Origin of the sequence: Bordetella genomosp. 8 (genome assembly GCF_002119685.1) — a bacterium.
Lineage (GTDB): Bacteria > Pseudomonadota > Gammaproteobacteria > Burkholderiales > Burkholderiaceae_B > Bordetella_C.
Map to the genome: position 1 here is coordinate 4,124,772 of NZ_CP021108.1, position 25,791 is coordinate 4,150,562.

The following is a 25,791-nucleotide window of genomic DNA, read 5'->3' on the forward strand; positions in this document are numbered from 1 at the left end:
CCGGTGGCGCCCGCCAGGCCTCAATCGATGCAGGCCTTCTGCGCCGCGGTAGGCGCCGCGCCGGGCCGGTAGTCGTCGGTCAGCGTATTCAGGAAGCAGATCAGGTCGTGCACGTCCTGCTCCGACATGGGCGGCGTCGAGCCTGCCGCCCGGCCGTCCAGCGGCATCTGGGTATCGATATTGGCCCAATACCGCCGCGGCAGATCGTTGTACTTCTCCACGTGGCCCGTGCCCTTGGCGTACTGGACCGTGATCAGCCCATAGCTGGGGTAGGCCGGGTCGTAACCGGGGTCGCCGGGCTTCAGGACCTTGCCGCCGGACGTGGGGTACCAGAGCTCCGGGTTGGTGTCGCGGGTGTTGTAGAACCGGATCGCCTGCTCCAGCGTATGGATCACGCCGTTATGGAAGAACGCCTGCCGCAGCGCCACGTTGCGTAGCGTTGGCGCCTTGAACATGCCGCAGAAATGGCTGGGAGCGCCGTCTTCCTCCAGCTTGTGATCAGGCCGCTGCGGTCCGCACAGTCCCATATCGAAGCGGCCCGCGTCCTTGTCGTTGGCGGGGATGTCGTTATGGTTGGCGCCCGGCGCGGTCGCATGCAGGTCGTTGCGCGGTACGCCGATGGCCTCGTACGAAAAATCGGTGAACAGCGCGCTGCTGCCGCGGAACCCGGCGCCCTGGTAATGGCAGGACGCGCAATTGCCGGTGTTCGGATCGGCGAACACCTTCAGCCCGCGCAGTTCGGCGATGGTGAGCTGTCCGCCCTTCTTGTTCGATGTGTACATATCGAACTTGCTGTTGTAAGGCCGGAAGCTGATGTCCTCCAGCTGGAAGGCCTGCAGCGCCGCCGTCAGGTCGCGAAACGCCGCGGCGGTGTCGTCCAGGGCGTGTTCGCCGAAGGCCTGGCGGAACAGCGGCGCGTAGTCGGCGGCCTTCACCTTGGCGACGACCTCCGCGGCCGACGCATTGGCCATTTCGACCGGGTCCAGCAGCGGGCCCTGGGCCTGGTCGGCATGGTTGGCCGCGCGTCCGTCCCAGTCGAAGCCGCCGCCCGGGCCCGGCACGCTGATGGCGTCCGGGTTGTCCAGCAGGTCGGAGTATGGCGGCGTCTTGTCCTTGTAGCGCAGCGAGGGCACTGCGCGCACCCCGCGCTGGGTCATGGCCTGCCCGCCGAGCTGCGCGGCAAGGTTGTTGGGCGGGCCATAGGCAAAGTTCGGATCGTGGCAGGTTGCACAGGAAATCTTGCGCGAGCCCGACATGTCGTGATCGAAGAACAGCTTCTGGCCCACCTGCGCGGCCAGGCTGAGCGGCTTCTGCCGGATCACGGGGTTGTGCCAGGGGGCGGACGCCGCGTCCGCCGCCGGCGCGTCACCCTGGCCCTGGCCGGCGCCGGCCGCCAGGCCAACGCCGGCGGCCATCGCCAACAGGCCGGTCGCGGCCAGGAAACGCTTGCGCATTACTTCACCGCCCACACGCTGACCTGCGTCTTGTCAGGACCGACCTGGGGCGCCGTCGCGGCGTCGGTGGACTGCTTCTGGCGATAATCGGCCGGGATCACGAACGCGTGATTCATGGGCCGCACCGCGTCGAAGTGCGTGTCGCCGCTGTTGGCGAACTCCGGCAGCATCTGCAGATGCTCGGCGATGAACTTTTCCGTGTACTTGGAACGGTTCATATAGCTGCCGTCGACCGCCGGATCCGCCAGCTGGAACATGTCCTGCATGGTGCGCACGAAGGAAAAATGGCTGTACGCGTCGCTATCGACCACGCCCTTGGGCGCCTTGGGCTGGTTGGTCACGATCAGGAAGATCGAATTTCCATGGCCATGGTTGCCTTCGGTGTAGTTCACCACCGACGCGTCGGGCGCGAAGCTGCCGTCGGGGTTTTCCTTCAGGGGCTGCGATACCGTGCTGTTGCTGACGTTCCAGCCGCAGCAGGAATTGAAGCCGCTGCTGGCGGTGGCTTCGTCGAACATGATGACGATGGCCGAACGCTGCTGGGTATTCTTCCACACCGCCGACGCCTGGATCTTCTTGATGATGTAATCGACGTAGTTGTCGCCGCGCGTGATGATGGCCGAGCCCGCGCAATCGGTGGTCAGCGCACCGCTGGTGGTTTTCTCGGTCGTGCTGTGCATGTCGTCGCACTGGTCGGGAATCAGGAAGTTCAGCGCGCCGACGTCGCCGCTTTCCAGATCCTTGCCGAACTGGTCGGCATCGTAGTTGGCCGGAACGACATACTTCGTGCCGTTCTTCATGTTCGCGTCGAACTGCCCGCCGCCCAGCGTGCGGTTGCTGAAGAAGAAGTCCGGCAACAGGCGCGCGTCCTGGTAAGGCATGGCCGGATGGTGCTTGGTGCGGTACATATTTCCCGGCAAGGGCACCGTGCCACCGGAAGGAATCGGCGTGGGATCGTTACCGATGCCGTTCGGATAGGCATTGTCGATCCCCGTGATCGCGGCATCGCCCACGCTGTCGGTGCGCGGATCCTGGCCGGGATTCATGGTCTCGCCATACACGCGCCAGTTCATCCCGACGCTTTCCAGCGCGGTGAACAGATTGGGCGCGGTGATGTTGTGATTGGTGCCGTCGCAATTGGCGGTGGCGCTGAAGGGCGAGGACACCAGGCCCGGCTTGTCGTGCGTGGGCAGCGGGTCCTTGGGGGCGTTCGCACCGGTGGCGCTGCAGTTCCACTGCGAGTCGTCGGTAATGCCGAAGTCGTCGCCGCCGCCGACCGCCGTATAGTTCGGTTCGCTCGGCTGTCCCGTCGAAAAATAGTTGGTCAGCTGATTGTTGGCCTTCAGGTACTGGGCGATCTTGGGCGCGAACGGCTGGTTCAGGATGGTGTTGGAGCCCTTGTTTTCCAGGAACAGGACGAACAAGTGGTCGTAGCGCGGGATACCTTCGACATTGAAGGCAGCCTGCTGCGCCTGCAGGAAGGTAATGGGCTTGCGGGTTTCCGGCGTGGTGGCAGTATCCGGCGTGACGTTGATCTTGTTGGTCAGTTCCGGATCGCCGCCGGCGACCGCCAGTGCGTCCGGGTAGAGATCGCCGCGGTCCAGCTTGGTGGTGGCGTAGGTGTAGCGGTTGCCGAGCTGGTTAGTCTCGAACAGCAGCGAGGTACGCGTCGCGCCTTGCGTGCCATGCACGTCGACGATGACGTCGGCCGGCTGCACGTTCAACCGCGCGGCCAGGTTGGCCTTTTCGGCCGCATAGTTGCTGCTGTCGTCTTCGACCATGCGCTGGATTTCGCTGGACATGGGGCTGATGACGATCTTGGCGGCGCCCTGGTCCTGGATCTGCTCGGCCGATACGCGCAGCGCCATGCGTCTGGCAACCTTGGCGCCGGTGGCCGTGTTGGTGGCGTCCGTGCCGACGTCGGCCAGCAGCGGCGCCACGGCGGCCGCTTGCAGGGAAAACGCGCCGTTGGCGTCGGTCACCACCGGGTTTTCATCCGCATCGCACTTGCCGTTGCCGTTGGCGTCGATACAGACCTTGGCGTTCTGGAAATAAGCGGCATCTATGGTCGGATTGGCCTGGCTGCCCGGTGTGTAGCTGGAGCCGGTGACCACGCCCTGCATGGTCATGGCGACGGGAGGATCGTTGCTCGGGGGCGCGGCCGACGAACTGGACGTATCGTCGTCGCCGCCGCCACAGCCGGCCAGCGCCAGCGAGGCCGCGATCACGGTCAGCGTGGCATAGAAAGGCGCGCGCCGGGTTTGCTTGGATAGGGTCATGAGTCTGTTCCCTTTTGAACGACGTGGAGGGGAATGCTGGAATTCAGGTGGGCACGTTGACCGCGGCGACGCCGGTATCGACCGTCACAGTCACCGTGCTGGCCACGGCGGGCGACGCCGGCAGCTCGCCATTGACCAACGGCTTCATCTTGCGGAAATCGCAGGTCAGCTTGTCGGCGGTCAGCGTGACCACCGCGTAGCCCTGGGCGTCGGTGTCGATGTACTTCAGCCAGCTGTTGTAGGTGGACATCGTGCCGTTCAGGCGATTGGTCACGTTCTGGTAGACCAGCGGCTGCAGGCCAGCCAGCGACGGCACGTTGTGGATTTCATCCACGTAGAAGCGGAACAGCGACGTGCTGGATACGCCGGCCGTCACCAGGTCCACCATGACCGGGACCGGGGTGGTGGCATCGAAGTCGTCCATCACCGGGCCCGAGAAGAACGCGTGGATGTCGCCGGTCAGGGCCACCACGTTCGCGATCGCGTTGTTCTTCAGGAAGGCCATCATGTCCTTGCGCTCGCTGTTGTAGCCGTCCCATTGGTCGGCGTCGAACAGGATGACGTTCAGGAAGGAAACCGGCGGCAGGATCGCATTGATCGCGGCGACCGATGCATTCACCGTGTCGACGCCGAAGGCATGGTCGAACAAGGCATGTATGGCGGTGAAGGCGCCCGGCAGCGTGCCGGAGGTCTTGATCGCCTGGATGTCCTGGCGCACTGCCGGCAGGATGGCAGTGTTGCGCAGCGGCGCCAGATCGCCCGGGTCCGTCGCCACGATGGCGTCGGTGACCAGTTGCACCACAGCCTCCTGGCCGTCGACCTGCATGCGCAGCAGGGAAACCTCGTTGCCCCACAGGCGCCATGCCGTCCTGGCCTTGCTGGCCAGCATCTGGTCCTTCCACCAGGCCAGTTGCGTGGCGCCCAGCATGGACTGCGTGCCGCCCGCGCTGATCTTGGCCTGTTCCGCGGCGGCCAGCGTATCGCGGGACACGAGGTAGCGGCTGCCCAGGAAACCGCCAGCGGCCGATTCGGGGATGACGTGGTCGTCGCGGTACAGGCGTTCGTCGGTCATGACCAGCGTGGCCAAAGAACCGAAAGTGAAGGAACGATAGATCTGGATGTTCTCGAAAGACGGGTTGCTCAGATCCAGCGTGACGTCGGCGGGCATGTACTCGAACCATGCCTGGTTGGCGCTGCGGCGCCGCGCGACGTGCTCGGTCTGGTCGTCGGTCGGCGTGTAGGTTTGATGGTCCTGCCAGGCGTCGTCGGAAAACTCGTGATCGTCCCAGATCGCGATGACCGGGAAGCGCGCATGCAGGGCCTGCAGGCGCGGATCGGCGCGATAGCTCTTGTACAGGGTGCGGTAGTCGTCGGTCGTCGTGGCGTAGACCGAACCGTCATCCATCTTGGTGCCATTGGGCAGGGCCAACGCGGTGTGGGCCTTTTCGGTCTGCCCGGTCAGCACGTGCGCGGGCAGCGTCTCGTAGATGTAGTCGCCCAGATGGACCACGAAATCCAGGTCCTCGTTCAGCATCTCGCTGAAGGCGGCCCAGTGGTTGGCGTTCCAGTCCTGACAGGAGATGAAGCCGAACTTCAGTTGCGCGACACCGGCACCTTCGGCCGGCGCGGTCTTGGTCCTGCCAGTCGTGCTGTTGGTGCCGCCCATGACGAAGCGGTAGAAGTAGCTGGTGGCCGGGTCCAGTCCGATCACCTTGTGCCGCACCGTGTAGTCGAATGAAGGATCGGCCTCTATCGTGTCGTTCACCAGCAGCTTGGAGAACGTGTCGTCGGTGGCCATCTGCACCGTCAGCTTCACCGGATCGGTGCCGTTGTCGCCATCGACGCGGGTCCATAGGATGATGCTGTCTGGCTTGGGATCGCCGGAAGCCACCCCATGCGCGAACGAGGTGGAGGGCGGCGGCGGGTTGCCGTTATCGGGTGGCGGGTTGTTGCCATTGCCGGCCTGGCCTCCGCCATCGTCATCGTCGTCACTGCCGCCACCGCATGCGGTAAGCGTGCCCGTCATGGCGACGGAGACGGTTAGGAAGCTGCCCCACTTGATAAATTTGCGACGATCCATGTTCACCAATATCGGGTTGGTTGATCCGCTGCCTGGTCCAGTGGCTTGCGCGATTGCTGGTCCGACTGCTCACGTCGGCCAAGCGCGGGATTGTTTTGGGTGCGGCATTACCCCATACGCAAATTGCGCCACCGTTACACAATTGGTACGCGCAGAAGACACTGCCACAATCCATTCAGGCCGCAGACAGCGCACCGTCAAGCACGGTTCACAGTGCGCGGCCTAAGATCGCGCCCATGCCTATTACCGTGAAGTTCTCGAATCCGGTGCGCGACTGGATCGCGCACAACCTGGACCGCGGCGCCGATGGCCGCGACATCGTCCGCGAACTGATGTCGAACGGCACCCAGCCCGATCTCGCGAACGCCATGGTCAACGCGGTGATCCATGCCCTGCGGCATCGCGGCCCATTGCCTGACGGCAAGCTCGTGCTGGAGACGGAGACATCTCCTGCGGCGGGCCGCCCCCGACGGGAAGCGTCAACGATGGAAACGGAGGATCGCCGGGTACGCGTGCTGGCGCGACTGTCGCGGCCTGCCGCGACCTTGCTGTCCAACGTGCTCGGGGATGAGGAATGCGAACAGCTGATATCAGCCGCGCGCCCGCGCCTGCGGCCGTCGCTGGTCGTGGATCCGATCACCGGCCTGGACGTGGCGAAGGATCACCGCAGCAGTTGGGGCATGTTCTTCCGGCCTGGCGAGAATGCGGTGATCCAGGCCATCGAGCGGCGTATCGCGCGCTTGATCGACCGGCCCGTGGACCATGGCGAAGGCCTGCAGATCCTGCACTACCCCACCGGCGCGGAAAGCACGCCCCATTTCGACTTCCTGATGCCGGTGAACGAGGCCAATCGCGCTTCCATCGCGCGCAGCGGCCAGCGCGTCTGCACCTTCATCATGTACCTGAACGATGTGCCGGCGGGCGGCGAGACCACGTTTCCGGAAGTCGGCTGGTCGGTGGTTCCGCGGCGAGGCCATGCGCTGCATTTCGAATACGGCACTGGCGTGCGGCCCGGCGATCCGGCGGCCGGCGACCCGGCGTCCCTGCATGCCGGCGCGCCGGTGCTGCAAGGCGAGAAATGGATCGCCACCAAGTGGGTGCGCGACCGGGTCTTCGTGCCACGCGGCGCGTAGGCGCCCTACGCTGCCTGGAAAGAAAAAGGCCGCGCCTTCGATGAAGGACGCGGCCCTTGGCCATGCGGCCTGGCGCTTATTTGTTCGGCTGAGGCGTGATGCGCAGATACGGCCGCACCGCCTTGTAGCCCTTGGGGAATTTCTGCTTGATGACTTCTTCGTCCTTCAGGGAAGGAACGATGATCACGTCATCGCCGTCCTCCCAGTTCACGGGCGTGGCCACGCTGTGGCTGTCCGTCAATTGCAGCGAGTCGATCACGCGCAGGATCTCGTTGAAGTTGCGCCCGGTGCTAGCCGGATAGGTGATGATCAGGCGCACCTTCTTGGCCGGGTCGACGATGAACACCGAGCGTACCGTGGCCGTCGCGCTGGCATTCGGGTGGATCATGTCGTACAGCTCGGCCACCTTGCGATCGTCATCCGCGATGATGGGGAAATTGACCTTGGTGCCCTGCGTGTCGTTGATATCGTCGATCCACTTGTTATGCGAATCCACCGCGTCGACCGACAGCGCCAGCACCTTCACGTTGCGCTTGGCGAACTCGTCGGCGAGCTTCGCGGTATAGCCCAGTTCGGTCGTGCACACCGGCGTGAAATCGGCAGGGTGCGAGAAAAGCACGCCCCAACTGTTGCCCAGGTACTCGTGAAAGCGGATGGGGCCGACGGAAGATTTTTGCTCGAAATCGGGGGCTTCATCGCCCAAGCGTAGTTGTCCCATGTTCGATCCTATTTCCAGAGGTGAAGAATGCCGGTCGCATGGCACGGTGGCATGGCATGTGGCATGGAAAACCCGGCTACGTGTTGGGACGCGCCGTTCGTGTCCGCGGCGCTCTCCCGATGCGTGATTCTTGCATCAAACCGCAGGAGGTAAAAGCCGAAATCCATATAACGTTATGAAATATCGGAGTAAGCCGCGCACGCGTCGACGACGTCGCCGGCCTGCACCGCGGCGGACAGCGAGACGGCACGGGGCAGAATATGCGCGCCATGGAAGGTGGCCGTCGCCAGTTTGTTGCGCAGGAACTCGGGCGACCACTCCGCCGTGCCGCCATCGTTCGAACGCAGACGGCGATGGCAGGCCAGCGCCGCGCGCGCCATCTGCCATCCGGCCAGCAACACGCCGGTGAGCATCAGGAAGGGCACGCTGCCGGAGAAAACGGCGCGCACCTGGGTCATGGCCGTGCGCGCCATGAACTCCAGGGCCTGCTGCTGGGCCTGCATCGCCCGACCCAGGTTGGCGTGCATCAGCGCCAGGGCCTTGGCATCCTCCGGCGAGGCGTCGGCCTGGGCCGCGCGCAGCTCCTCCAGGGTGGCGCCTATGGCCTGCAAGATATGGCGCGCCGTGGCGCCGCTGTCGCGCAACAGCTTGCGGCCGATCAGGTCGTTGGCCTGGATGGCCGTGGTGCCTTCGTAGATGGGCAGGATGCGGGCATCACGATAATGTTGCGCGGCGCCGGTTTCCTCGATATACCCCATGCCGCCGTGCACCTGCACGCCCAGCGATGCGACCTCTACAGCGGACTCCGTGCAATAGCCCTTGACCACGGGCACGAGGAATTCATAGAACGCACGATTCCTGGCCCGCGTCTCGGCATCCGGATGATGATGCGACAGATCGCACGCGGCGGCGGTCACGTAGGACAGCGCCCGGCCGCCTTCGGTCAGCGCGCGCATGGTCAGCAGCATGCGCTGCACGTCCGGATGATGCGCGATGGTCACCGGTCCGCTGGAACCTTCCACGGCGCGGCCCTGGACACGTTCGCGCGCATAGGCCACCGCCTGCTGCGTGGCCCGTTCGGCCAGCGCCACGCCCTGCTGGCCGACCGCGAAACGGGCCGCGTTCATCATGATGAACATGTATTCCAGGCCGTGATTCTCCTGGCCCACCAGGAAGCCGATGGCGCCCTCGCCGGCCTCGCCCTTGCCGGCGCCGTACAGCAATACGGCGGTCGGGCTGCCATGGATGCCCAGCTTGTGCTCCAGCGACGCGCACCAGACGTCGTTGCGTCGCCCCGGCGCGTCATTGGCATCCGGCAGGAATTTCGGCACGACGAACAGCGATATCCCCTTGACCCCGGGTGGCGCATCGGGCGTGCGCGCCAGCACCAGATGCACGATGTTCTCCGCCATATCGTGCTCGCCATAGGTGATGTAGATTTTCTGCCCCGTCAGCCGATAGCTGCCGTCCGGCTGCGGTACGGCGCGGGTGGCCACCTGCGCCAGGTCCGAACCCGCCTGCGGCTCCGTCAGGTTCATCGTGCCGGTCCATGTGCCGGACACCAGCTTGGGCACGTAGACATCGCGCAGCGTCTCGCTGCCGACCGTCAGCAAGGCCTCTATCACGCCATCGGTCAGCAAGGGGCATAAGGAGAACGCCAGGCAGGCCGAGTTGATGTTCTCGTTGGCGGTGGCGGCGATCAGCTTGGGCAGTCCCTGCCCGCCGCGCTCGACCGGATGCAGCAGGCCTTGCCAGCCGCCCTGCGCATAATCCCTGTAGGCCTCGACGTAACCCGGCGGGGTCGCCACCGCGCCGTCCTTCCACACGGCGGGCTGGCGGTCACCGACGCGATTCAAGGGCGCCACGGCCTGCTCGACGAAGCGCGCGTTTTCGCGCAGCACGGCGTCCGCGATATCGGCGCCGACCTCCTCATAGCCGGGCAGCGCCAGCACCTGATCCAGGCCGGCCAGCTCCTTGAGCGTGAAACGGATGTCCGCGAGGGGCACGTGGTAGGTCATGTCGTCTCCTTTTCCAGCGAGAAAAACAAAACGGCCGCCCCACGCGAGGACGGCCGTTCTGTCGGGGCTGGTTCCCTATAGTAAAGCTTAAAGCGCCTTGACCAGCTCCGGCACCGCGGTGAACAGATCGCCGACGAGGCCGTAGTCGGCGACGCCGAATATCGGCGCTTCCGCGTCCTTGTTGATGGCGACGATGACCTTGGAGTCCTTCATGCCGGCCAGATGCTGGATGGCGCCGGAAATGCCGACCGCCACGTACAGCTGGGGCGCGACGATCTTGCCGGTCTGGCCCACCTGCCAGTCATTGGGCGCATAGCCCGCGTCGACCGCGGCGCGCGAGGCGCCCAGCGCGGCACCCAGCTTGTCCGCCAGCGGATCCAGGATCTTGAAGTTTTCGGCGCTGCCCAGGCCACGGCCGCCCGACACCACCGCGCGCGCGCCCGCCAGTTCCGGACGGTCGCTCTTGGCCAGATCGCGGCCGACGAACGACGACAGCCCGCTGTCCGCCACCGCGGCAACGGTTTCCACCTGCGCGGTACCGCCCTGCGCGGCGGCCGCGTCGAACGCTGTCGTGCGGACCGTGATGACCTTGACCGGATCGGCCGATTGCACGGTGGCGATCGCGTTGCCGGCATAGATGGGCCGCTCGAAGGTGTCGGCCGAGTCCACCGCGGAAATATCGGAAATCTGAGCGACGTCCAGCTTGGCGGCCACGCGCGGCGCCACGTTCTTGCCCGACGCGGTGGCCGGGAACAGGATGTGGCTGTAATCCTTCGCGATCGCCAGCACCTGCGCGGCGACGTTTTCCGCCAGGCCGTCGGCAAGGTGCGGCGCGTCGGCCAGCAGCACCTTGGACACGCCGGCGATGCCGGCGGCCTCGTCGGCCACGGCCTTCGCGCCGCCGCCCGCCACCAGCACGTGCACGTCGCCGCCGATCTTGGCGGCGGCGGCCACGGTGTTCAGCGTGGCGCCCTTGAGCTGCGCATTATCGTGTTCGGCAATAACCAGGCTCGTCATCTCAAACCACCTTCGCTTCGTTCTTCAGTTTGTCCGCCAGCGTCGCCACGTCCGGCACCTTGATACCGGCCTTGCGCGCGGGCGGCTCGGTCACTTTCAGGGTCTTCAGGCGCGGCGCCGGGTCCACGCCCAGGTCCTGCGGCGTAACGGTGTCCAGCGTCTTCTTCTTGGCCTTCATGATGTTGGGCAGCGTGACGTAGCGCGGCTCGTTCAGGCGCAGGTCGGTGGTGACGATGGCCGGCAGCTTCAGCGACACCGTTTCCAACCCGCCGTCGACTTCACGCGTGACCGTGACCTTGCCGTCGGCGACTTCGACCTTGTTGGCGAAGGTGGCCTGCGGCCAGTCCAGCAGCGCGGCCAGCATCTGGCCGGTCTGGTTGGCGTCGTCGTCGATGGCCTGCTTGCCCAGGATGACCAACTGGGGCTGCTCCTTGTCGACCAGGGCCTTCAGCAGCTTGGCCACCGCCAGGGGCTGCAGGTCCGCGTCGGTCTGCACCAGGATGCCGCGATCCGCGCCGATCGCCATCGCCGTGCGCAGCGTTTCCTGGCACTGCTGCACGCCGCACGATACCGCGACCACTTCGCTGGCAGTGCCCTTTTCCTTGAGCCGGGTGGCCTCTTCCACGGCGATTTCGTCGAACGGGTTCATCGACATTTTCACATTGGCGATGTCGACGCCCGTTTGATCGGATTTCACGCGCACCTTGACGTTGTAGTCAACCACGCGTTTGACCGGTACCAGGACCTTCATCCAGCAGCCTCCAGAGATAATCGAATAATTGAACGCCGCACGAAGAGCCGCGACGCCCTGCGGGAACCGCCTGATTCTACAACCTTGCGCAGGGCGGCGCCCCGCGCGCTTTTCACCAGACGGAACGCAGGGCTACAGCCGCGCCAGTTCGCGGATATGCGCGACCGCGCTGCGGCCCAGCGCAGACAGGTTGTAGCCGCCTTCCAACATGCTGACCACCCTGCCCCGCGCATGGCGATCGGCCAGTTGCATGATCTGCCCGGTGATCCAGGCATAGTCGGCCTCGACCAGGCCCAGTTGCCCCAGGTCGTCCTCGCGATGGGCATCGAAGCCGGCCGACACGAGGATCAGCTGGGGACGATGGGCCTCCAGCCGCGGCAGCCAGACGCGCGTGACGATGTCGCGCACCTCCGCGCCGCCGGTGTACGCGGGCACAGGGACATTGACCATATTGTCCGCGCTGGGCGGCTCGCCCGTGTTCGGATAGAACGGGTGCTGGAAAATGCCGCACATCAGCACGCGGGCATCGCCGGCGAAGATGTCTTCCGTGCCGTTGCCATGGTGCACGTCGAAGTCGATGATGGCGACGCGCTCCAGTCCATGCGCCGCCATGGCGTGATGGGCCGCGACCGCGATGTTGTTGAACAGGCAGAATCCCATCGCCTGGTCCCGGCAGGCGTGGTGGCCTGGCGGGCGCACCGCGCAAAATGCCGTGGGCGCGTCGCCGGCCATGATGGCATCCACCGCCGCCAGGCCCGCGCCGGCGGCATGCAGCGCCGCCTCGTAGCTGTGCCGGTTCATCTGGGTGTCCGGATCCAGCGCGCGATAGCCCTCGGCGGGACTGGCCGCGGCCAGCGCATCGACGTAGGCGGCGCTGTGGGCGCGCAGCAGCGCCACGCGCGGCGCGGGGCCGGCCTCGCGTACGTCCAGGTAAGGCATGATGCCGCTGGCCAGCAGCTGATCCGAGATCGCATCCAGCCTCTGCGGACATTCCGGATGCCATTCGCCCATTTCATGCAGGCGGCAGGACGGGTGGGTAAGATACAGGGTCTCCATGGGAAGATTATGTTCACCTGTCGGCACTTACTGCAACTCGGCTTGATCGCGGCCCTACTGACGGGCTGCTCCTCCGCCCAGAACCGCGTGGATCCGGATACCCAACTGAATGCAGGCGCCCAGCCTGGAACGGCCTCCCGCGGCATGTTGGCGGATGGCTCGGTGGCACGCGTGCGCATCGGGCCGCCGCCCGGCGTGGGCTCGGCTTCGACGATAGGCAGCGAAGGCGGCGCCGTGCTCGACAGTGAACAGCGGTCCGCCGTCGCGGCGCCTGACGGGACCATGCGTGCGGATGTGCAGGCCTTCATCCAGCAATTGAGCGCCGAACGCGGCCTGCCCGCGCCCCAGCTGACCGGCGCCCTGGCCGACGCCCGCTACAGTCCCACGGTGGCGCGACTGATCGCGCCGCCGCCTGGGCGCAAGGTCGTGCGCAGTTGGATCACCTATCGCTCTCGCGTCGTGGAGCCCAAGCGCATCGGCTGGGGGGTGGAATTCTGGCGTGAGAACGCCGACGCGCTCAACCAGGCGGCCCAGCGTTTCGGCGTGCCGCCGGCCATCATCGTCGGCATCATCGGCGTGGAAACGCTATACGGCCGCAATATGGGGAATTTCCGCGTGCTGGATGCCCTGTCCACGCTGGCCTTCGACTATCCCGACCCGTCCAAGCCCGAACGCGCGCAGATGTTCCGCTCCCAACTGGCGGATTTCCTGACGCTGGCCATGCAGGGGCGGTTGGACCTGCAAACCCAGGGCTCCTATGCGGGCGCCATCGGCATGCCGCAGTTCATGCCGGGCAGCATCATGCGCTATGCCGTGGACGGCGACGGCAGCGGCCATATCGATCTGACCAACAATCCGCGCGACGCCATCCTCTCGGTCGGCAACTTCCTGATGGAGCATGGCTGGGAACGCGGCCGGCCGGTATTCGCGCCGGTGGCGCTGCCGCCCGATGCCGGCAAGCTGGTCGACGGCGGCCTCGCGCCGACCCATACCTGGCCGCAATTGCAGGCCGCCGGCGCGACCGTGCGCGGTACGGGGATGACGACGGGGATGACGCGTACCTCGGGGATGGACAATGCCTGGCAGCAGGGCATGCTGGGCGTCATCGACCTGCCGGAAGAATCGGCCGGCACGGCGGAATACCGTACAGGCACGGTGAACTTCTTCGCCCTGACCCAGTACAACCACAGCTACTTCTACGCCACATCGGTCGCCGACCTGGGAGCAGCCATCCAGGCCAGGATGAATGGTGTCGCGGGGTGGCCGGCTGAGGTGCGCCCGGCTGAGGGGCGGCCGGCTGAGGGGCGGCCGGCTGAGGTGCGCCCGGCTGAGGCGCAACCCGCCGAGGTGCTATCAGGTCAGCCAGTGTCCGCTCAGTTGAACACGCCGGTCGACAGGTAGCGGTCGCCGCGGTCGCACACGATGAAAACGATGGTGGCGTTTTCCACGCGTTCGGCCACGCGCAGCGCGGCCACCAGCGCCCCCGCCGAGGAAATGCCGCCGAATATGCCCTCTTCCGCCGCCAGGCGGCGGGCCATGGCTTCGGCGTCGGACTGCTTGATATTCTCGTAGGCATCCACGCGGCTGCGATCGAAAATGGCCGGCAGATAGGCTTCCGGCCATTTGCGTATGCCCGGAATCTGCGAGCCTTCCTCGGGTTGCGCGCCGATGATCTGGATCGCCGGGTTGCGCGCCTTCAGGTACTGGGACACGCCCATGATGGTGCCGGTCGTGCCCATGGCGCTGACGAAATGGGTGATGCCGCCGTCGGTCTGCGTCCACAGTTCCGGGCCCGTGCCTTCGACGTGCGCGCGCGGATTGTCCGGATTGGCGAACTGGTCCAGCACCTTGCCCTTGCCTTCGCTCTGCATGGCCATGGCCAGGTCGCGGGCGTACTCCATGCCGCCCTTGTCGGCCGGCGTCAGGATCAGCTCGGCCCCGTAGGCGGTCATGGCGGCACGCCGTTCCACCGACAGGTTGTCCGGCATGATCAGGATCATTCGATAGCCGCGCATGGCGGCAACCATCGCCAGCGCGATGCCGGTGTTGCCGCTGGTGGCCTCGATCAAGGTGTCGCTCGGCTTGATTTCACCGCGCGCCTCGGCGTGGCGGATCATGGACAGGGCGGGACGGTCCTTCACCGAGCCGGCGGGATTGTTGCCTTCCAGCTTGGCCAGGATCAGGTTGCCGCGGGCGGCGTTGCCGTCGCCCGGGATGCGTTGCAGGCGGACCAGCGGCGTGTTGCCGACGGTCTGTTCCACGGTGGGATAGGTGACTTGGTTCATGAGTCAACTATAACGCCGTGGCCGGGAAAGACCCGAAAGCCCCCACGCCCTCGTAGGAAGCAGGCCGGGGACGCGAGGGTGGGCCTGGCCCCGGGGGATCAGCTCGGGAATGCGGGAGCGGTCCTGGTCCCGCGGACGCGGTAGGCCTGCTCCCGGGGATCAGCGCGGGCCGCGCTGCGGCGACCGGGCCGCGGGCCCATCCTTGGCCGTGCGGCCACCGGAAGCCGCGCCCGGCGCGGGACGGACGCCCGCGCCGGCCCCGGCGCCCTGGCCCGGCCCCGGGCGCGCGCCAGCGGCTCCCGTGCCTGGCCCCACGCTGAGCCCGGCGGCCTGCAATGCCTGGGCCTTGCGCGGACCGATGCCCCGCACGCGATCGGACAGGTCTTCCATCGACTCGAAACGCCCGCCGCGTTCACGCTCCTTGACGATGGTTTCCGCGGTCTTGGGACCGACGCCGCGGATGGTCCGCAACTGGTCGACGCTGGCGCTGTTCACGTCCATCGCGTGGGCCGGCAGGACCGCCAGGGCAAGGCCGGCCGCCAGGGCCAGCCGGCCCAGCGCGTTCGGCCAGCGTCCGCGCCGCGCAGCAGGCGCGCCGGGCGTGCCTGGCAAACTGGGCGCACCGGGCGCGGTGCCGCACGGGGGCGGCTGGACAGTCGCCACGGGGTTGTACAGGAAAGGATTCATGGAGCCTCCGGACAGCGTAAAGGCGTTGATGGGCGGCGTCTGAAACGCCGGACCCATCATCGCTCGCCGCTATCCGGGGCGGCGCGGGAGTGAACGGAAAGGTCCACCCGCGTATCTACCCACACCCCGCCACGATGCCGGCGCGGGACGTCTGCGGATGCCTCAGCCCCGCGCGCGCCAGTAGCGCACGTATTCCGCCACGCCGGTCTGCACGTCCCGCATGGGTTGGTCGAAGCCGGCACCGCGCAGCCTGCTGGTATCGGCCTGGGTGTAGCTCTGGTATCGCCCCTTCAGGTCGTCCGGAAAGGGGATATAGCGGATCAAGCCCTGGCTGACCAGTTGTTCCAGCGGCAACGGCGCTTCGCCGCGCTCTTCGCGCAGGCTGTTGACCACGGCCATGGCCACGTCGTTGAACGGCTGGGCACGTCCGGTACCGCAGTTGAAGATGCCCGAGGTCTTGGGGTTGTCCAGGAAATGCAGGTTCACCGCCACCACGTCTTCGACCGAGATGAAGTCCCGGCTCTGGCCGCCATCGGGGTAGCCGTCCCAGCCCGCGAACAGGCGCACGTGCCCTTCCGCCAGGAACTGGTTCATGTTGTGGAAAGCCACGGACGCCATGCGGCCCTTGTGCTGCTCGTGCGGCCCGTAGACATTGAAATAGCGCAGCCCGACCACCTGCGCCGTCAGGGTAGCCATGCGCGTGCGCAGCACCTGGTCGAACAGCAGCTTGGAATAGCCATAGACGTTCAGCGGCCGTTCGTTGACGGGGTCTTCGGCATACACCGACGACCCGCCATAGGTGGCGGCCGACGATGCGTACAGGAAAGGCACGCATTCGGACTGGCAATAGTCGAACAACTCCAGCGTGACGCGGTAGTTGTTGTCCATCATGTACTTGCCGTTGCGCTCGGTCGTATCGGAGCAAGCGCCCTGGTGGAACACCGCGCGGATGTTCGGCAATGCGCGCCGGCCGACCAGTTCCCGGAAGTAGTCCTTGTCCATGTAGTCCGCGATACGGCAATCCGCCAGATTGACGAACTTGTCGCCATCCGACAGGTCGTCGACCGCGATGATGTCCTGGATGCCGCGCCGGTTCAGTCCGCGGACCAGATTGCTGCCGATGAAGCCGGCCGCGCCGGTAACCACGATCATGACAATTCTCCCAATTCCTTCGCGGTGACGGTCGATGTGCCCAGCTTGCCGACCACCACGCCGCCGGCGCGGTTGGCCCAGCGCATGGCTTGCGGCCAGGGCATGCCCACCGCGCGGGTCACCGCCAGCGTGGCCAGCACGGTGTCGCCGGCGCCCGATACGTCGAATACTTCGTGCGCCTGGGCATCGACATGCTCGCGGCCATCGTCGGTGAACAGGGTCATGCCCTGTTCGGACCGCGTCACCAGCAATGCTTCGAGCTGCAGGCCCGCGCGCAAGGCCTGGGCGCGAGTGGCCAGGTCGTCTTCCGACGTCCAGCGTCCCACCGCCTGCTGCATTTCCGCCCGGTTCGGCGTCACCAGCGTGGCGCCGCGATAGATATCGTAGTGGTCTCCCTTGGGATCCACCAGCACCGGCACGCCCGCCCGGCGCGCATGTGCAATCAGTTCCTGGACCCGGCCCAATGCCCCTTTGGCGTAATCCGACAGGACCACGACGTCGTGGTCCTGCAGATGGCGCTGGAACTCCGCATCCAGCGCGTCCAGCGTGGAGGGCCGCGGCGCTTCCTCGAAATCGACGCGCAGCAGCTGCTGCTGGCGGCCAAGGACCCGCATTTTCAAGGTGGTGGGATGGCCCGCATCAGCCACCAGGCCCGGCGTGATGCCGGCATCATGCGCCAGGGCATGGATGCGTTCGCCGGCTTCGTCCGCGCCGATGACGCCGATCAGGGTGGCCTGCCCGCCCAGCGCCGCGACGTTGCGCGCGACGTTGGCGGCGCCGCCCAGGCGGTCCTCGCGGCGCGCCACCCGGACGATGGGCACGGGAGCCTCGGGCGACACGCGGTCGACCTCGCCGAACCAGTAGCGGTCCAGCATGACGTCACCCACGACAAGGATGCGGCGACACGAGATGTCGCCAACGGGAAAAGCGGTCATTCCAGTTCTTCCAGACGGCGCGGCGCATAGGTTTCCCATGCGTTGCAACCAGGACATTGCCAATAATAGCGTCGCGCCTGGAAGCCGCAGGAACGGCATGCATAGCGGTCCAGGCGCTGCGTGTGTTTATGGATCAGGCTGCGCAACAGGCTGAGGTCGGCGCCGGGGACCGGGCTGACTTCGCCATCGCCGCCGGGAGCGGCCAGCTCGGCTTCCAGCAGGCGATCCAGGCCCAGCAGCGAGGGATGATGGCGCAAGGCCGAACGGGCGAAGGCCCACGCCGGCGCCGCGCCGCGCTGCGCGCGCAGCTCGCGGAACACGACGTTGAACAGATCCAGCGATGGAAACTGGTCGTACTGCTTCTGCAGCAGGTCCAGCGCAGAGGCCGCGTCGTGGTTGGCCTGGTAGCTGTTGAGCAGGGCTTCCGCGACCAGCCCCGAGTATTCGGGCTCGTCGGTCAGGATGGATTCCAGGTGCAGGCGCTCGCGCTTGGCGTCGCCTTCCAACGCCGCCAGCCGGGCGCGCAGCATGGCGATACGGACCAGCGATCCCTTGCTGGGCGAACTGGCTTCGGTGACGATGCTGGCCGCGTGGTCGGCGGCGTCGAGCGCGGCCTGCGCCGCGTCGAGGTTGGGAGGCTGCAGCGCCATCGCCTGCTGCGCCATTTCGCAGTGGTAATGCACCAGCTGAGGCACGGGTTCATCCACCAGGCCGCGCAGCGTCTTCACGGCATCGATGGCGCGCGGCCAGTCGTGCTCGGATTCGTAGATCCGGATGAGCGAACGCAGGGCCTGTAGCGAATAGCGGGTATCGCGCAGTTGCTTGAATCCCGCCTCGGCGCGATCCAGCATGCCGGCCTTGAGGAAATCCTGGGCCAGTTCGTGCTGGGCATGTTCGCGCTCTTCCACCGGCAGGTCAGCCCGGTTGAGCAGGCTCTGGTGCACCCGGATGGCGCGCTCCATCTCGCCACGGCGGCGGAACAGGCTGCCCAGGGCGAAGTGCAGTTCGGTCGTTTCGGGATCCAGCTTGGCGACTTCGACGAAGGCGTCGATGGCCCGGTCAGGCTCTTCGTTCAGCAGGAAATTCAGGCCGCGGAAATAGGAATCCGGCAGGACGCGGTTTTCCGACAGCATCTGCCGGATATCGAAGCGCGCGGCCAACCAGCCGAGCGCGAACAACAGGGGGACGAAAATCAACCACCAGGGTTCAAAATCCACGGCGCTCGGCCTCGCAGGGTTGAGATGCGCGCGGCGGCGCGGCAATCGGGACGGCTACCGGCATCACAGGGGCGACATGGGAGCAATGACCTCCGGCGGCACATTCACGGGCTGGCCGGGCTGGTTGTTCATGGCCGCCTGCACGCGATCGAGTTCCTTGCGCAGGCGCACGGCTTCGCGCCGCCGCCGCATGGCCGCGGGCACCGTCAGCAACAGGCCGAATATGGCGCCCACCACGAAAGTGACCAGCATGACGACGATCAGCGGTACATCGTGCATGATGTAGTCGCCGTAGAAGTTGACCTGGACGGGGTTGGTGTTCTTGAGCGCGAACATCAGCACCGCGACAAATACGATGAGTCGCAGCGCCCAGACGAAATAGCGCATGGCGCAAACTCCACAGGGTTCAGTACCGGAATTGTAAGCGCGCTTCGCCCGGCGGCAAAAAAAACCGCCGTGAACGGCGGTTTTCAGGGTATTTCGAGTGACCAGACTGCGGCACGGGATCAAAGCATGGCGTGAGCACCGACGCTCGATACCGAGGCTTCCACGTTGTCGCCGGAGGCATTCGACGATGCATCGTCGCTGCCGTCCAGGTCGACACGTTCGCGAAGTTCCTTGCCCGCCTTAAAATGCGGCACCTGCTTGCCAGGCACCAGCACCTGTTCGCCCGACTTCGGATTGCGGCCGATGCGAGGCGAACGCCGCGATAACGAAAAACTGCCGAACCCCCGGATCTCGATGCGTTGGCCGGCGGCAAGTGCCTGGGCCATCGCGTCGAGTATCGTTTTTACGGCGAAATCGGTATCGCGGGCGGCCAGCGTGGGATAGCGGGCCGCCAAGGCGGCGATAAGCTCCGACTTGGTCACAACGATTTAACCGTCGTTGCGCTGCTGGTCCAGCTTGGCCTTCAGCAGGGCGCCCAGGTTGGTGGTGCCCGACGAAGCGCTGGCTTCAGACATGCGCTGGATCGTATCCGCGGTTTCGGCGTTGTCACGCGCCTTGATGGACAACTGGATCGAACGCGTCTTGCGATCGACGTTGACGATCATGGCTTCGATGTTGTCGCCGGCGTTCAGCACGGTGGTGGCGTCTTCGACACGACCCGAGGAGATCTCGGACGCGCGCAGGTAGCCTTCCACGTCCACCGACAGCGTCACCACGGCGCCCTTGGGCTCGACCGACTTGATCGTGCCAGGAACGACCGCGCCCTTGTCATGGGTCGCGACGAAGTTGTTGAACGGATCGCCTTCCAGCTGCTTGATGCCCAGCGAGATGCGTTCCTTGTCGGTGTCGATGCCCAGAACCACGGCTTCGATTTCGTCGCCCTTCTTGAAGTTGCGAACGGCTTCTTCGCCGGTTTCCGTCCAGGACAGGTCGGACAGGTGCACCAGGCCATCGATGCCGCCGGGCAGGCCGACGAACACGCCGAAGTCGGTGATGGACTTGATCGCGCCCTGCACCTTGTCGCCACGCTTGAAGTTCGTGGCAAATTCTTCCCACGGATTCTGGCGGCACTGCTTCATGCCCAGCGAGATACGGCGACGGTCTTCGTCGATTTCCAGGACCATGACTTCGACTTCTTCGCCCAGGGTGACAACCTTGCGCGGATCGACGTTCTTGTTGGTCCAGTCCATTTCGGACACGTGCACCAGGCCTTCGATGCCGGCTTCGACTTCGACGAACGCGCCGTAGTCGGTCAGGTTGGTGACCTTGCCGAACAGGCGGGTGCCTTGCGGATAGCGACGGGCCAGGCCGACCCACGGATCTTCGCCCAGCTGCTTGACGCCCAGCGAGACGCGGCTCTTTTCCTGGTCGAACTTGAGGACCTTGGCTTCCACTTCCTGGCCCACTTGCAGGACTTCGGAGGGGTGACGCACGCGGCGCCATGCCATGTCGGTGATGTGCAGCAGGCCATCGATACCGCCCAGGTCGACGAACGCGCCGTAGTCGGTGATGTTCTTGACCACGCCCTTGACCACCGCGCCTTCGTGCAGCGTTTCCAGCAGCTTCTGGCGCTCTTCGCCCATGCTGGCTTCCAGCACCTGGCGGCGCGACAGCACGACGTTGTTGCGCTTGCGGTCGAGCTTGATGACCTTGAATTCGAGGGTCTTGCCTTCGTACGGGGTGGTGTCCTTGACCGGACGCAGGTCCACCAGCGAACCGGGCAGGAACGCGCGGATGCCGTTGGTCATGACGGTCAGGCCGCCCTTCACCTTGCCGGTGATGGTGCCGGTGACCAGTTCGCCGTTATCCAGGGCCTGTTCGAGCTGCAGCCAGGCCGACAGGCGCTTGGCGCGGTCGCGCGACAGGATGGTGTCGCCATAGCCGTTTTCCAGCGAGTCGATCGCAACGGAGACGAAATCGCCAGGGTTGACTTCGACTTCGCCCTGGTCGTTCAGGAACTCTTCCAGCGGGATCAGTGCTTCGGACTTGAGGCCAGCATTGACGACGACGAAGTTGTGGTCGATACGCACGACTTCGGCGCTGATGACCTCGCCGGACTTCATGTCCTGGCTCTTGAGGCTCGAAGCGAACAGATCGGCAAAGCTTTCGCCGCCCATGGCGTCGAGGACAGCGGTAGAAGGATTGGAAGACATTGAGTTGAAATCCATAGGCCGGGATGGCCCAGTTAAAGATACACGCCAGCGCGGCTTGCCCGTACCAGCGGAGTGGAACAAAACCGACGGAGACATCGCTATCTGGGAGCGATATCCCGGCGGCACCGGAAAAAACTACGTGTACGACTGTTGTCCTTTTGCTTCCTGGAAGGCGGTGCGGCGTACTACCCGCCACCCGTTGATGCAACCGGTTGGCACAACCGCTTTATCGCAACCGCCGGGCCGCGACACTACGCTGGCCGTTCCACAGATCGAGTATGGCTTGCACCGTTTCCTGAGCCGTCATTTTCGACGAATCCAACACCACGGCGTCCGCGGCGGGCGCCAGAGGAGCCACCGCGCGCTGGGTATCGCGGGCGTCACGCTCGCGCATATCTCGCAAAAGGTCTTCTAGATTAGCAGAAATACCCTTTTCCATCAACTGCTTACGCCGCCTTTCGGCCCGTGCCTGGACATCGGCGACCAGGAAAATCTTCAGGCCGGCGTCGGGAAAAACGACGGTGCCCATATCGCGGCCATCGGCCACCAGCCCGGGGCCGCGGCGAAAAGCGCGTTGCCGGTCCAGCAGGGCTTGCCGCACGGGACCGTAGGCGGCCACGCGCGAGGCCAGGTTGCCGACCTGCTCCTGCCGGATGTCATAACCGACCTCGCGGCCGTCCAGGTAGATATGCTGGCCCTCGAAGCGGACGGGGAGCGTGCGGGCGGCCTCTGCCAGGCCATCCTGGTCGTCCGCGGCGATGCCCCGCTCCAGCGCCGCCAGCGCCGTCAGGCGATACAGCGCGCCACTGTCGAGCACGGTCCAACCCAGGCGGCGCGCCACGCCGTGCGCGACGGTACCCTTGCCCGAGGCCGTCGGGCCGTCGATGGTGATCACGGGCACCAGCCCCGCCGGTGCCTGCCCGGCAGCCGCATCCGAAGCCGTACCGCCTGTATCCGTCATACCAGCTCCTCGCCGCCGACCAGCTCGGCGTAAACGTCGAAATACGTCGGAAAGGTCTTGCTGACGCAGCCGGGATCCAGGATGCGCACCTTGGCCGGCCCGAACGCCGCCAGGGACATGGACATGGCCATGCGGTGGTCGTCCCAGGTGCCAATTTCGGCATCGCGCCAGCCGTCCGCCGCGGGCGGCGTGACTTCCAGCCAGTCCGGCCCGGACGCCACGCCGGCGCCCAGTTTGGCCAGTTCGGTCTGCATGGCGTGAATGCGGTCGGTTTCCTTGACGCGCCAGCTGCCGATATTGCGCAAGCGGCAGGGCCCATCGGCGAAAAGGGCCAATGCGGCGGCCGTCATGGCGGCATCCGGGATCAGGTTAAAGTCGGCGTCGAAGGCGCGCAGTTTTTCGCCGCGCGCCACGCAGATACCTCGCGATTCCATCCAATCGCCGCCGAATTCGATGTGCACGCCCATGGCTTCCAGGGTCTGGGTGAAGGCCACGTCGCCCTGGATACTGTCGCGCCCCACGCCCTGCACCCTGACGGGGCCTTCGCCCACGGCGCCCAGCGCCAGGAAATAGGAGGCGGACGACGCATCGCCTTCGACGGCGATGCGGCCGGGACTGCGGTAGGAGGAGCTTGCGGGCACGGTGAAACGCGACCAGCCATCACGCTCAACAACCACCCCATAGCGCGCCATCAGGTTCAGGGTGATTTCGATATACGGCTTGGAAATCAGGTCGCCGACGATCTCGATGACCAGCGGCTCGCCCACCGTGTTGGTGTAGATGGGCGCGGCCAGCAGCATCGCCGTCAGGAACTGGCTGGAGACCGCGCCCGGCATGCGCACCGGTCCCTGTGCCCGCAGCCTGCCGGTGCCGATGCGCAAGGGCGGATAGCCTTCCTGCCCGCCGTAGCTGATTTCGGCGCCCAGCGCGCGCAGGGCGTCCACGAGGTCGCCGATGGGGCGTTCGTGCATGCGCGGCACGCCGGAAACGCCGTAGTCGCCGCCCATGAGCGCGAGCGCGGCCGTCAGCGGCCGCACGGCGGTGCCGGCATTGCCGAGAAACAGTTCGGCCGCGGGCTGCCGGAAGCGTTCCGCGCCGCGCACAGTGACGCGGCCATCACCCTGTTCGTCCAGCGTCACACCCAGCGCCGCCAAGGCCGCCAGCATGACACGCGTGTCGTCGGAATCCAGCAGTCCGGTGATGTTGGTCGTGCCATCGGCCAGCGCCGCCAGCAGCAGTACCCGATTGGAAATGCTCTTGGATCCGGGCAGGGTCACCGTGCCCCGGGCCCGGGTCGCGCGCGGCAGGTCGAGAAAAGAAGGTCCGCTCATGTAAGCCGTATCCTGTCGTAAACCGTATTGCGTCGCGCGCGCAGCGACGATCGCGTCAATGTCCCGCTTTCCAGCCACGCCTGCAGCGCGCGGCTTCTTCCAGCAGCTGCTCCAGCGCGGCGCCGTCTTCCGCGGCCAGGGCGCGTTCGGCTTCGTCGAGCACCGCCCTCACCTGCCCCAGTTCCGCCATCATCGCGGACCGGTTGGAAAGAAAAATATCACGCCACATTTCCGCCGAGCCGGCGGCGATGCGGGTGAAATCCCGGAACCCGCTGCCCGCGACCGCCAGCCGCTGCGCGCTGTCCGCGCTGCGCGCCACCTGCGCCACGTACACGGCAGCCAGGAAATGCGGCATATGGCTGACCGACGCCAGGACCTGATCGTGCGTGTCCGCGTCCATTTCCAGCACGCGTGCGCCACAGGCTTCCCAGGCGGCGCGTACGCGGGCGACATCTTCCGCCCGGTTCTCCGGCAAGGGCGTCAGGATCACGTTGCGCCCAGTATAAAGACCCGCGTCCGCCGCGTCAGGCCCGACTTTTTCACCGCCCGCGATGGGATGGCCCGGCACGAAACATCCGGCGCGCGCGCCCAGCGCCGCGCGCGCGGCCTGCACGACCTGCGCCTTGGTGCTGCCGCCGTCAGTGATGATGGCGCCCGGCTTCAGGTGATCCCGCATATCGGCCAGGATGGCGCCAAAACTGCCTACCGGCGCGGCCAGCATGATCAGATCGGCGCGCGCCGCGGCTTGGGCGGCGTCGACCGCTTCGTCGATCAGGCCCAGCTCGCGGGCACGCTGAAGCGTCGGGCCATTGCGGCCCACGCCCAGCACCTGGCCGACCTGCCCCGCGCGGCGCAACGCGGCGGCGAAAGAGCCGCCGATCAGACCGACGCCCACGACGGCAAGGACCAGTATCGGCGCCGATGCCGTCCCCCCATGCGCCGCCGTCATGGCGCCCGCAGGATTTCGGTGAGCGCTTCGATGAAACGGGTATTCTCGTGCGGCAGGCCGATCGTGATCCGCAGCCATTCGGGCAGGCCGTCGCCGGCCACCGGACGCACGATTACGCCGCGCTTGAGCAATTCCAGATTGATGCGCGCCGCGTCGCCAACCCGCACCAGCACGAAATTGCCGTAGCTGGGGACGTATTGCAGCTTCAGCGCGTCGAAGGCCTGGCAGAGCTGCGCCTTGCCTTCCTTGTTGAGCTGGTAGGCGCGCGCCAGGAATTCCTTGTCCTGCAGCGCGGCGATGGCGGCCGCCTGGGCCAGCGTATTGACGTTGAAAGGCTGCCGCACACGGTTGAGCAGGTCGGTCAGCGCGGGCTGCGCGGTGCCGAAGCCCACCCGCAGGCCGGCCAGGCCGTAGGCCTTGGACAGCGTGCGCGACACGATCAGGTTGGGAAATTCGCGCACCCAGGCCACGCTGTCGAAGCGTTGCTCGGGATCCAGGTACTCGTTGTAGGCCTCGTCCAGGACCACCACGACACGCTGCCCGTGGCGCGCGCGCACCTGCTCCAGGAACGCCTGGATGCGCGGCGCCGGCACGAAGGTGCCGGTGGGGTTGTTCGGATTGGCGATGAACACCACGCGCGTGTCGTCGGCGATGGCCTCCAGCATGGCGTCCAGGTCATGCCCGTAATCGCGTGCCGGCACCATGATGTGGCGTGCGCCGCGCGCCTGGGTGGCCAGGCGATACACGACGAACGCGTGCTGTGAATAGACCGCCGACGCGCCCTTTTCCAGCAAGGCCAGCGCCACCAGTTCCAGGATATCGTTGGACCCGTTGCCCAGCGTGATCCACTCCATCGGCACGCCGTACAGGCGGGACAGCGTCGATTTCAGTTCGAAGCCATTGGGATCCGGATAACGGGCCAGCGAGGTCGCGGCCGCGAGCATCGCCTTGCGCGCCGATTCCGGCATGCCCAGCGGGTTCTCATTGGAAGCCAGTTTGATGATGCTGGCTGGATCCAGGCCGAACTCGCGCGCGAGCTCTTCGATGGGCTTGCCGGCTTGATAAGGCGCGATGGCGCTTACGTGGGCGGGTGCTGCGAGGGTGTTGTTGGTGTCTGTCATAGCGGATCAGGCTTGCGCCGCCCGCGGTGGCCGGCCGGGCCGGACCG

22 protein-coding genes are annotated in these 25,791 nt (G+C 66.1%); 2 read left to right on the forward strand and 20 right to left on the reverse strand.

The window, feature by feature from the left end; genetic code table 11:
- Positions 1 to 20: 20 nt before the first annotated feature.
- Genes CAL12_RS18835 through CAL12_RS18845 form a run of 3 tightly spaced genes read right to left on the reverse strand, consistent with a single transcriptional unit; the run spans position 21 to position 5,813 of the window.
- Complete coding sequence (locus CAL12_RS18835; protein ID WP_086066027.1) at positions 21 to 1,454, reverse strand: cytochrome-c peroxidase; 1,434 nt, start codon at positions 1,452 to 1,454, stop codon at positions 21 to 23.
- Positions 1,454 to 3,733, reverse strand: coding sequence for an alkaline phosphatase family protein (locus CAL12_RS18840; protein ID WP_086066028.1), 2,280 nt, complete (start codon positions 3,731 to 3,733; stop codon positions 1,454 to 1,456). Before CAL12_RS18840 ends, CAL12_RS18835 begins: the two co-directional genes overlap by 1 nt.
- A 43-nt stretch (positions 3,734 to 3,776) precedes the next feature.
- Positions 3,777 to 5,813, reverse strand: coding sequence for an alkaline phosphatase D family protein (locus tag CAL12_RS18845; protein ID WP_086066029.1), 2,037 nt, complete (start codon positions 5,811 to 5,813; stop codon positions 3,777 to 3,779).
- 236 nt (positions 5,814 to 6,049) lie between these two features.
- On the opposite strand from CAL12_RS18845, the gene CAL12_RS18850 reads away from it, so the two are divergent.
- Positions 6,050 to 6,946: a 2OG-Fe(II) oxygenase gene (locus tag CAL12_RS18850; protein WP_086066030.1), complete on the forward strand. Its 897-nt coding sequence runs from the start codon at positions 6,050 to 6,052 to the stop codon at positions 6,944 to 6,946.
- Positions 6,947 to 7,022: 76 nt separating this feature from the next.
- On the opposite strand, the gene CAL12_RS18855 is transcribed toward CAL12_RS18850, so the two are convergent.
- The 5 genes from CAL12_RS18855 to CAL12_RS18875 all read right to left on the reverse strand — a co-directional run bounded on the left by CAL12_RS18855 (position 7,023) and on the right by CAL12_RS18875 (position 12,506).
- The gene (locus CAL12_RS18855) at positions 7,023 to 7,664 is read right to left on the reverse strand and encodes a peroxiredoxin (RefSeq protein ID WP_086066031.1); all 642 of its coding nucleotides are present in this window, start codon (positions 7,662 to 7,664) and stop codon (positions 7,023 to 7,025) included.
- A 173-nt stretch (positions 7,665 to 7,837) separates the two neighbouring features.
- Entirely contained in the window at positions 7,838 to 9,682 is a 1,845-nt protein-coding gene (locus tag CAL12_RS18860; RefSeq protein ID WP_086066032.1) for an acyl-CoA dehydrogenase, read from the reverse strand.
- Between the two features lie 87 nt (positions 9,683 to 9,769).
- A complete protein-coding gene (locus CAL12_RS18865) occupies positions 9,770 to 10,699 on the reverse strand; it encodes an electron transfer flavoprotein subunit alpha/FixB family protein (protein WP_086066033.1) in 930 nt (309 codons plus the stop codon).
- A gap of 1 nt (position 10,700) precedes the next feature.
- Positions 10,701 to 11,450: an electron transfer flavoprotein subunit beta/FixA family protein gene (locus CAL12_RS18870; protein ID WP_086066034.1), complete on the reverse strand. Its 750-nt coding sequence runs from the start codon at positions 11,448 to 11,450 to the stop codon at positions 10,701 to 10,703.
- 132 nt (positions 11,451 to 11,582) lie between these two features.
- Entirely contained in the window at positions 11,583 to 12,506 is a 924-nt protein-coding gene (locus tag CAL12_RS18875) for a histone deacetylase family protein (protein ID WP_086066035.1), read from the reverse strand.
- 9 nt (positions 12,507 to 12,515) lie between these two features.
- On the opposite strand from CAL12_RS18875, the gene mltB reads away from it, so the two are divergent.
- Positions 12,516 to 13,907, forward strand: a complete 1,392-nt coding sequence (mltB, locus tag CAL12_RS18880; RefSeq protein ID WP_086066036.1) for a lytic murein transglycosylase B — start codon at positions 12,516 to 12,518, stop codon at positions 13,905 to 13,907.
- Here mltB and cysM read toward each other — a convergent pair.
- From cysM to hisC, 12 genes are all read right to left on the reverse strand, one after another.
- Positions 13,880 to 14,791 (reverse strand): cysteine synthase CysM, encoded by a 912-nt coding sequence (gene cysM / locus CAL12_RS18885; protein WP_086066037.1) that lies wholly within the window; start codon positions 14,789 to 14,791, stop codon positions 13,880 to 13,882. The two genes, mltB and cysM, sit on opposite strands and share 28 nt — an antisense overlap.
- Positions 14,792 to 14,950: 159 nt before the next feature.
- A complete protein-coding gene (locus CAL12_RS18890) occupies positions 14,951 to 15,478 on the reverse strand; it encodes a ComEA family DNA-binding protein (protein ID WP_086067982.1) in 528 nt (175 codons plus the stop codon).
- A 162-nt stretch (positions 15,479 to 15,640) separates the two neighbouring features.
- Positions 15,641 to 16,630: an ADP-glyceromanno-heptose 6-epimerase gene (rfaD, locus tag CAL12_RS18895; protein ID WP_086066038.1), complete on the reverse strand. Its 990-nt coding sequence runs from the start codon at positions 16,628 to 16,630 to the stop codon at positions 15,641 to 15,643.
- A complete protein-coding gene (rfaE1, locus tag CAL12_RS18900; RefSeq protein WP_086066039.1) occupies positions 16,627 to 17,565 on the reverse strand; it encodes a D-glycero-beta-D-manno-heptose-7-phosphate kinase in 939 nt (312 codons plus the stop codon). The genes rfaD and rfaE1 overlap by 4 nt, the downstream gene beginning before the upstream one ends.
- Positions 17,562 to 18,782: a lipopolysaccharide assembly protein LapB gene (gene lapB, locus CAL12_RS18905; RefSeq protein WP_086066040.1), complete on the reverse strand. Its 1,221-nt coding sequence runs from the start codon at positions 18,780 to 18,782 to the stop codon at positions 17,562 to 17,564. Before lapB ends, rfaE1 begins: the two co-directional genes overlap by 4 nt.
- 63 nt (positions 18,783 to 18,845) lie before the next feature.
- Entirely contained in the window at positions 18,846 to 19,169 is a 324-nt protein-coding gene (locus tag CAL12_RS18910) for a LapA family protein (protein ID WP_086066041.1), read from the reverse strand.
- Between the two features lie 119 nt (positions 19,170 to 19,288).
- Entirely contained in the window at positions 19,289 to 19,651 is a 363-nt protein-coding gene (locus tag CAL12_RS18915) for an integration host factor subunit beta (RefSeq protein WP_086066042.1), read from the reverse strand.
- Positions 19,652 to 19,657: 6 nt separating this feature from the next.
- A complete protein-coding gene (gene rpsA / locus CAL12_RS18920) occupies positions 19,658 to 21,397 on the reverse strand; it encodes a 30S ribosomal protein S1 (protein WP_086066043.1) in 1,740 nt (579 codons plus the stop codon).
- Between the two features lie 211 nt (positions 21,398 to 21,608).
- Positions 21,609 to 22,343 carry a (d)CMP kinase gene (gene cmk, locus CAL12_RS18925; protein WP_086066044.1) on the reverse strand — a complete coding sequence of 245 codons (735 nt, stop codon included), beginning with the start codon at positions 22,341 to 22,343 and terminating at the stop codon, positions 21,609 to 21,611.
- Positions 22,340 to 23,674, reverse strand: coding sequence for a 3-phosphoshikimate 1-carboxyvinyltransferase (aroA, locus tag CAL12_RS18930; RefSeq protein ID WP_086066045.1), 1,335 nt, complete (start codon positions 23,672 to 23,674; stop codon positions 22,340 to 22,342). The genes cmk and aroA overlap by 4 nt, the downstream gene beginning before the upstream one ends.
- A 55-nt stretch (positions 23,675 to 23,729) precedes the next feature.
- Positions 23,730 to 24,623, reverse strand: a complete 894-nt coding sequence (locus CAL12_RS18935; protein ID WP_086066046.1) for a prephenate dehydrogenase — start codon at positions 24,621 to 24,623, stop codon at positions 23,730 to 23,732.
- Entirely contained in the window at positions 24,620 to 25,744 is a 1,125-nt protein-coding gene (hisC, locus tag CAL12_RS18940; protein WP_086066047.1) for a histidinol-phosphate transaminase, read from the reverse strand. Before hisC ends, CAL12_RS18935 begins: the two co-directional genes overlap by 4 nt.
- Positions 25,745 to 25,791 lie beyond the last annotated feature (47 nt).

Bases quoted from the DNA above. Each gene is read 5' to 3' on its own strand.
- CAL12_RS18835 (WP_086066027.1), bottom strand. From the start codon at position 1,454: ATGCGCAAGCGTTTCCTGGCCGCGACCGGCCTGTTGGCGATGGCCGCC.
- CAL12_RS18840 (WP_086066028.1), bottom strand. From the start codon at position 3,733: ATGACCCTATCCAAGCAAACCCGGCGCGCGCCTTTCTATGCCACGCTG.
- CAL12_RS18845 (WP_086066029.1), bottom strand. From the start codon at position 5,813: ATGGATCGTCGCAAATTTATCAAGTGGGGCAGCTTCCTAACCGTCTCC.
- CAL12_RS18850 (WP_086066030.1), top strand. From the start codon at position 6,050: ATGCCTATTACCGTGAAGTTCTCGAATCCGGTGCGCGACTGGATCGCG.
- CAL12_RS18855 (WP_086066031.1), bottom strand. From the start codon at position 7,664: ATGGGACAACTACGCTTGGGCGATGAAGCCCCCGATTTCGAGCAAAAA.
- CAL12_RS18860 (WP_086066032.1), bottom strand. From the start codon at position 9,682: ATGACCTACCACGTGCCCCTCGCGGACATCCGTTTCACGCTCAAGGAG.
- CAL12_RS18865 (WP_086066033.1), bottom strand. From the start codon at position 10,699: ATGACGAGCCTGGTTATTGCCGAACACGATAATGCGCAGCTCAAGGGC.
- CAL12_RS18870 (WP_086066034.1), bottom strand. From the start codon at position 11,450: ATGAAGGTCCTGGTACCGGTCAAACGCGTGGTTGACTACAACGTCAAG.
- CAL12_RS18875 (WP_086066035.1), bottom strand. From the start codon at position 12,506: ATGGAGACCCTGTATCTTACCCACCCGTCCTGCCGCCTGCATGAAATG.
- mltB (WP_086066036.1), top strand. From the start codon at position 12,516: ATGTTCACCTGTCGGCACTTACTGCAACTCGGCTTGATCGCGGCCCTA.
- cysM (WP_086066037.1), bottom strand. From the start codon at position 14,791: ATGAACCAAGTCACCTATCCCACCGTGGAACAGACCGTCGGCAACACG.
- CAL12_RS18890 (WP_086067982.1), bottom strand. From the start codon at position 15,478: ATGAATCCTTTCCTGTACAACCCCGTGGCGACTGTCCAGCCGCCCCCG.
- rfaD (WP_086066038.1), bottom strand. From the start codon at position 16,630: ATGATCGTGGTTACCGGCGCGGCCGGCTTCATCGGCAGCAATCTGGTC.
- rfaE1 (WP_086066039.1), bottom strand. From the start codon at position 17,565: ATGACCGCTTTTCCCGTTGGCGACATCTCGTGTCGCCGCATCCTTGTC.
- CAL12_RS18910 (WP_086066041.1), bottom strand. From the start codon at position 19,169: ATGCGCTATTTCGTCTGGGCGCTGCGACTCATCGTATTTGTCGCGGTG.
- rpsA (WP_086066043.1), bottom strand. From the start codon at position 21,397: ATGGATTTCAACTCAATGTCTTCCAATCCTTCTACCGCTGTCCTCGAC.
- cmk (WP_086066044.1), bottom strand. From the start codon at position 22,343: ATGACGGATACAGGCGGTACGGCTTCGGATGCGGCTGCCGGGCAGGCA.
- aroA (WP_086066045.1), bottom strand. From the start codon at position 23,674: ATGAGCGGACCTTCTTTTCTCGACCTGCCGCGCGCGACCCGGGCCCGG.
- CAL12_RS18935 (WP_086066046.1), bottom strand. From the start codon at position 24,623: ATGACGGCGGCGCATGGGGGGACGGCATCGGCGCCGATACTGGTCCTT.
- hisC (WP_086066047.1), bottom strand. From the start codon at position 25,744: ATGACAGACACCAACAACACCCTCGCAGCACCCGCCCACGTAAGCGCC.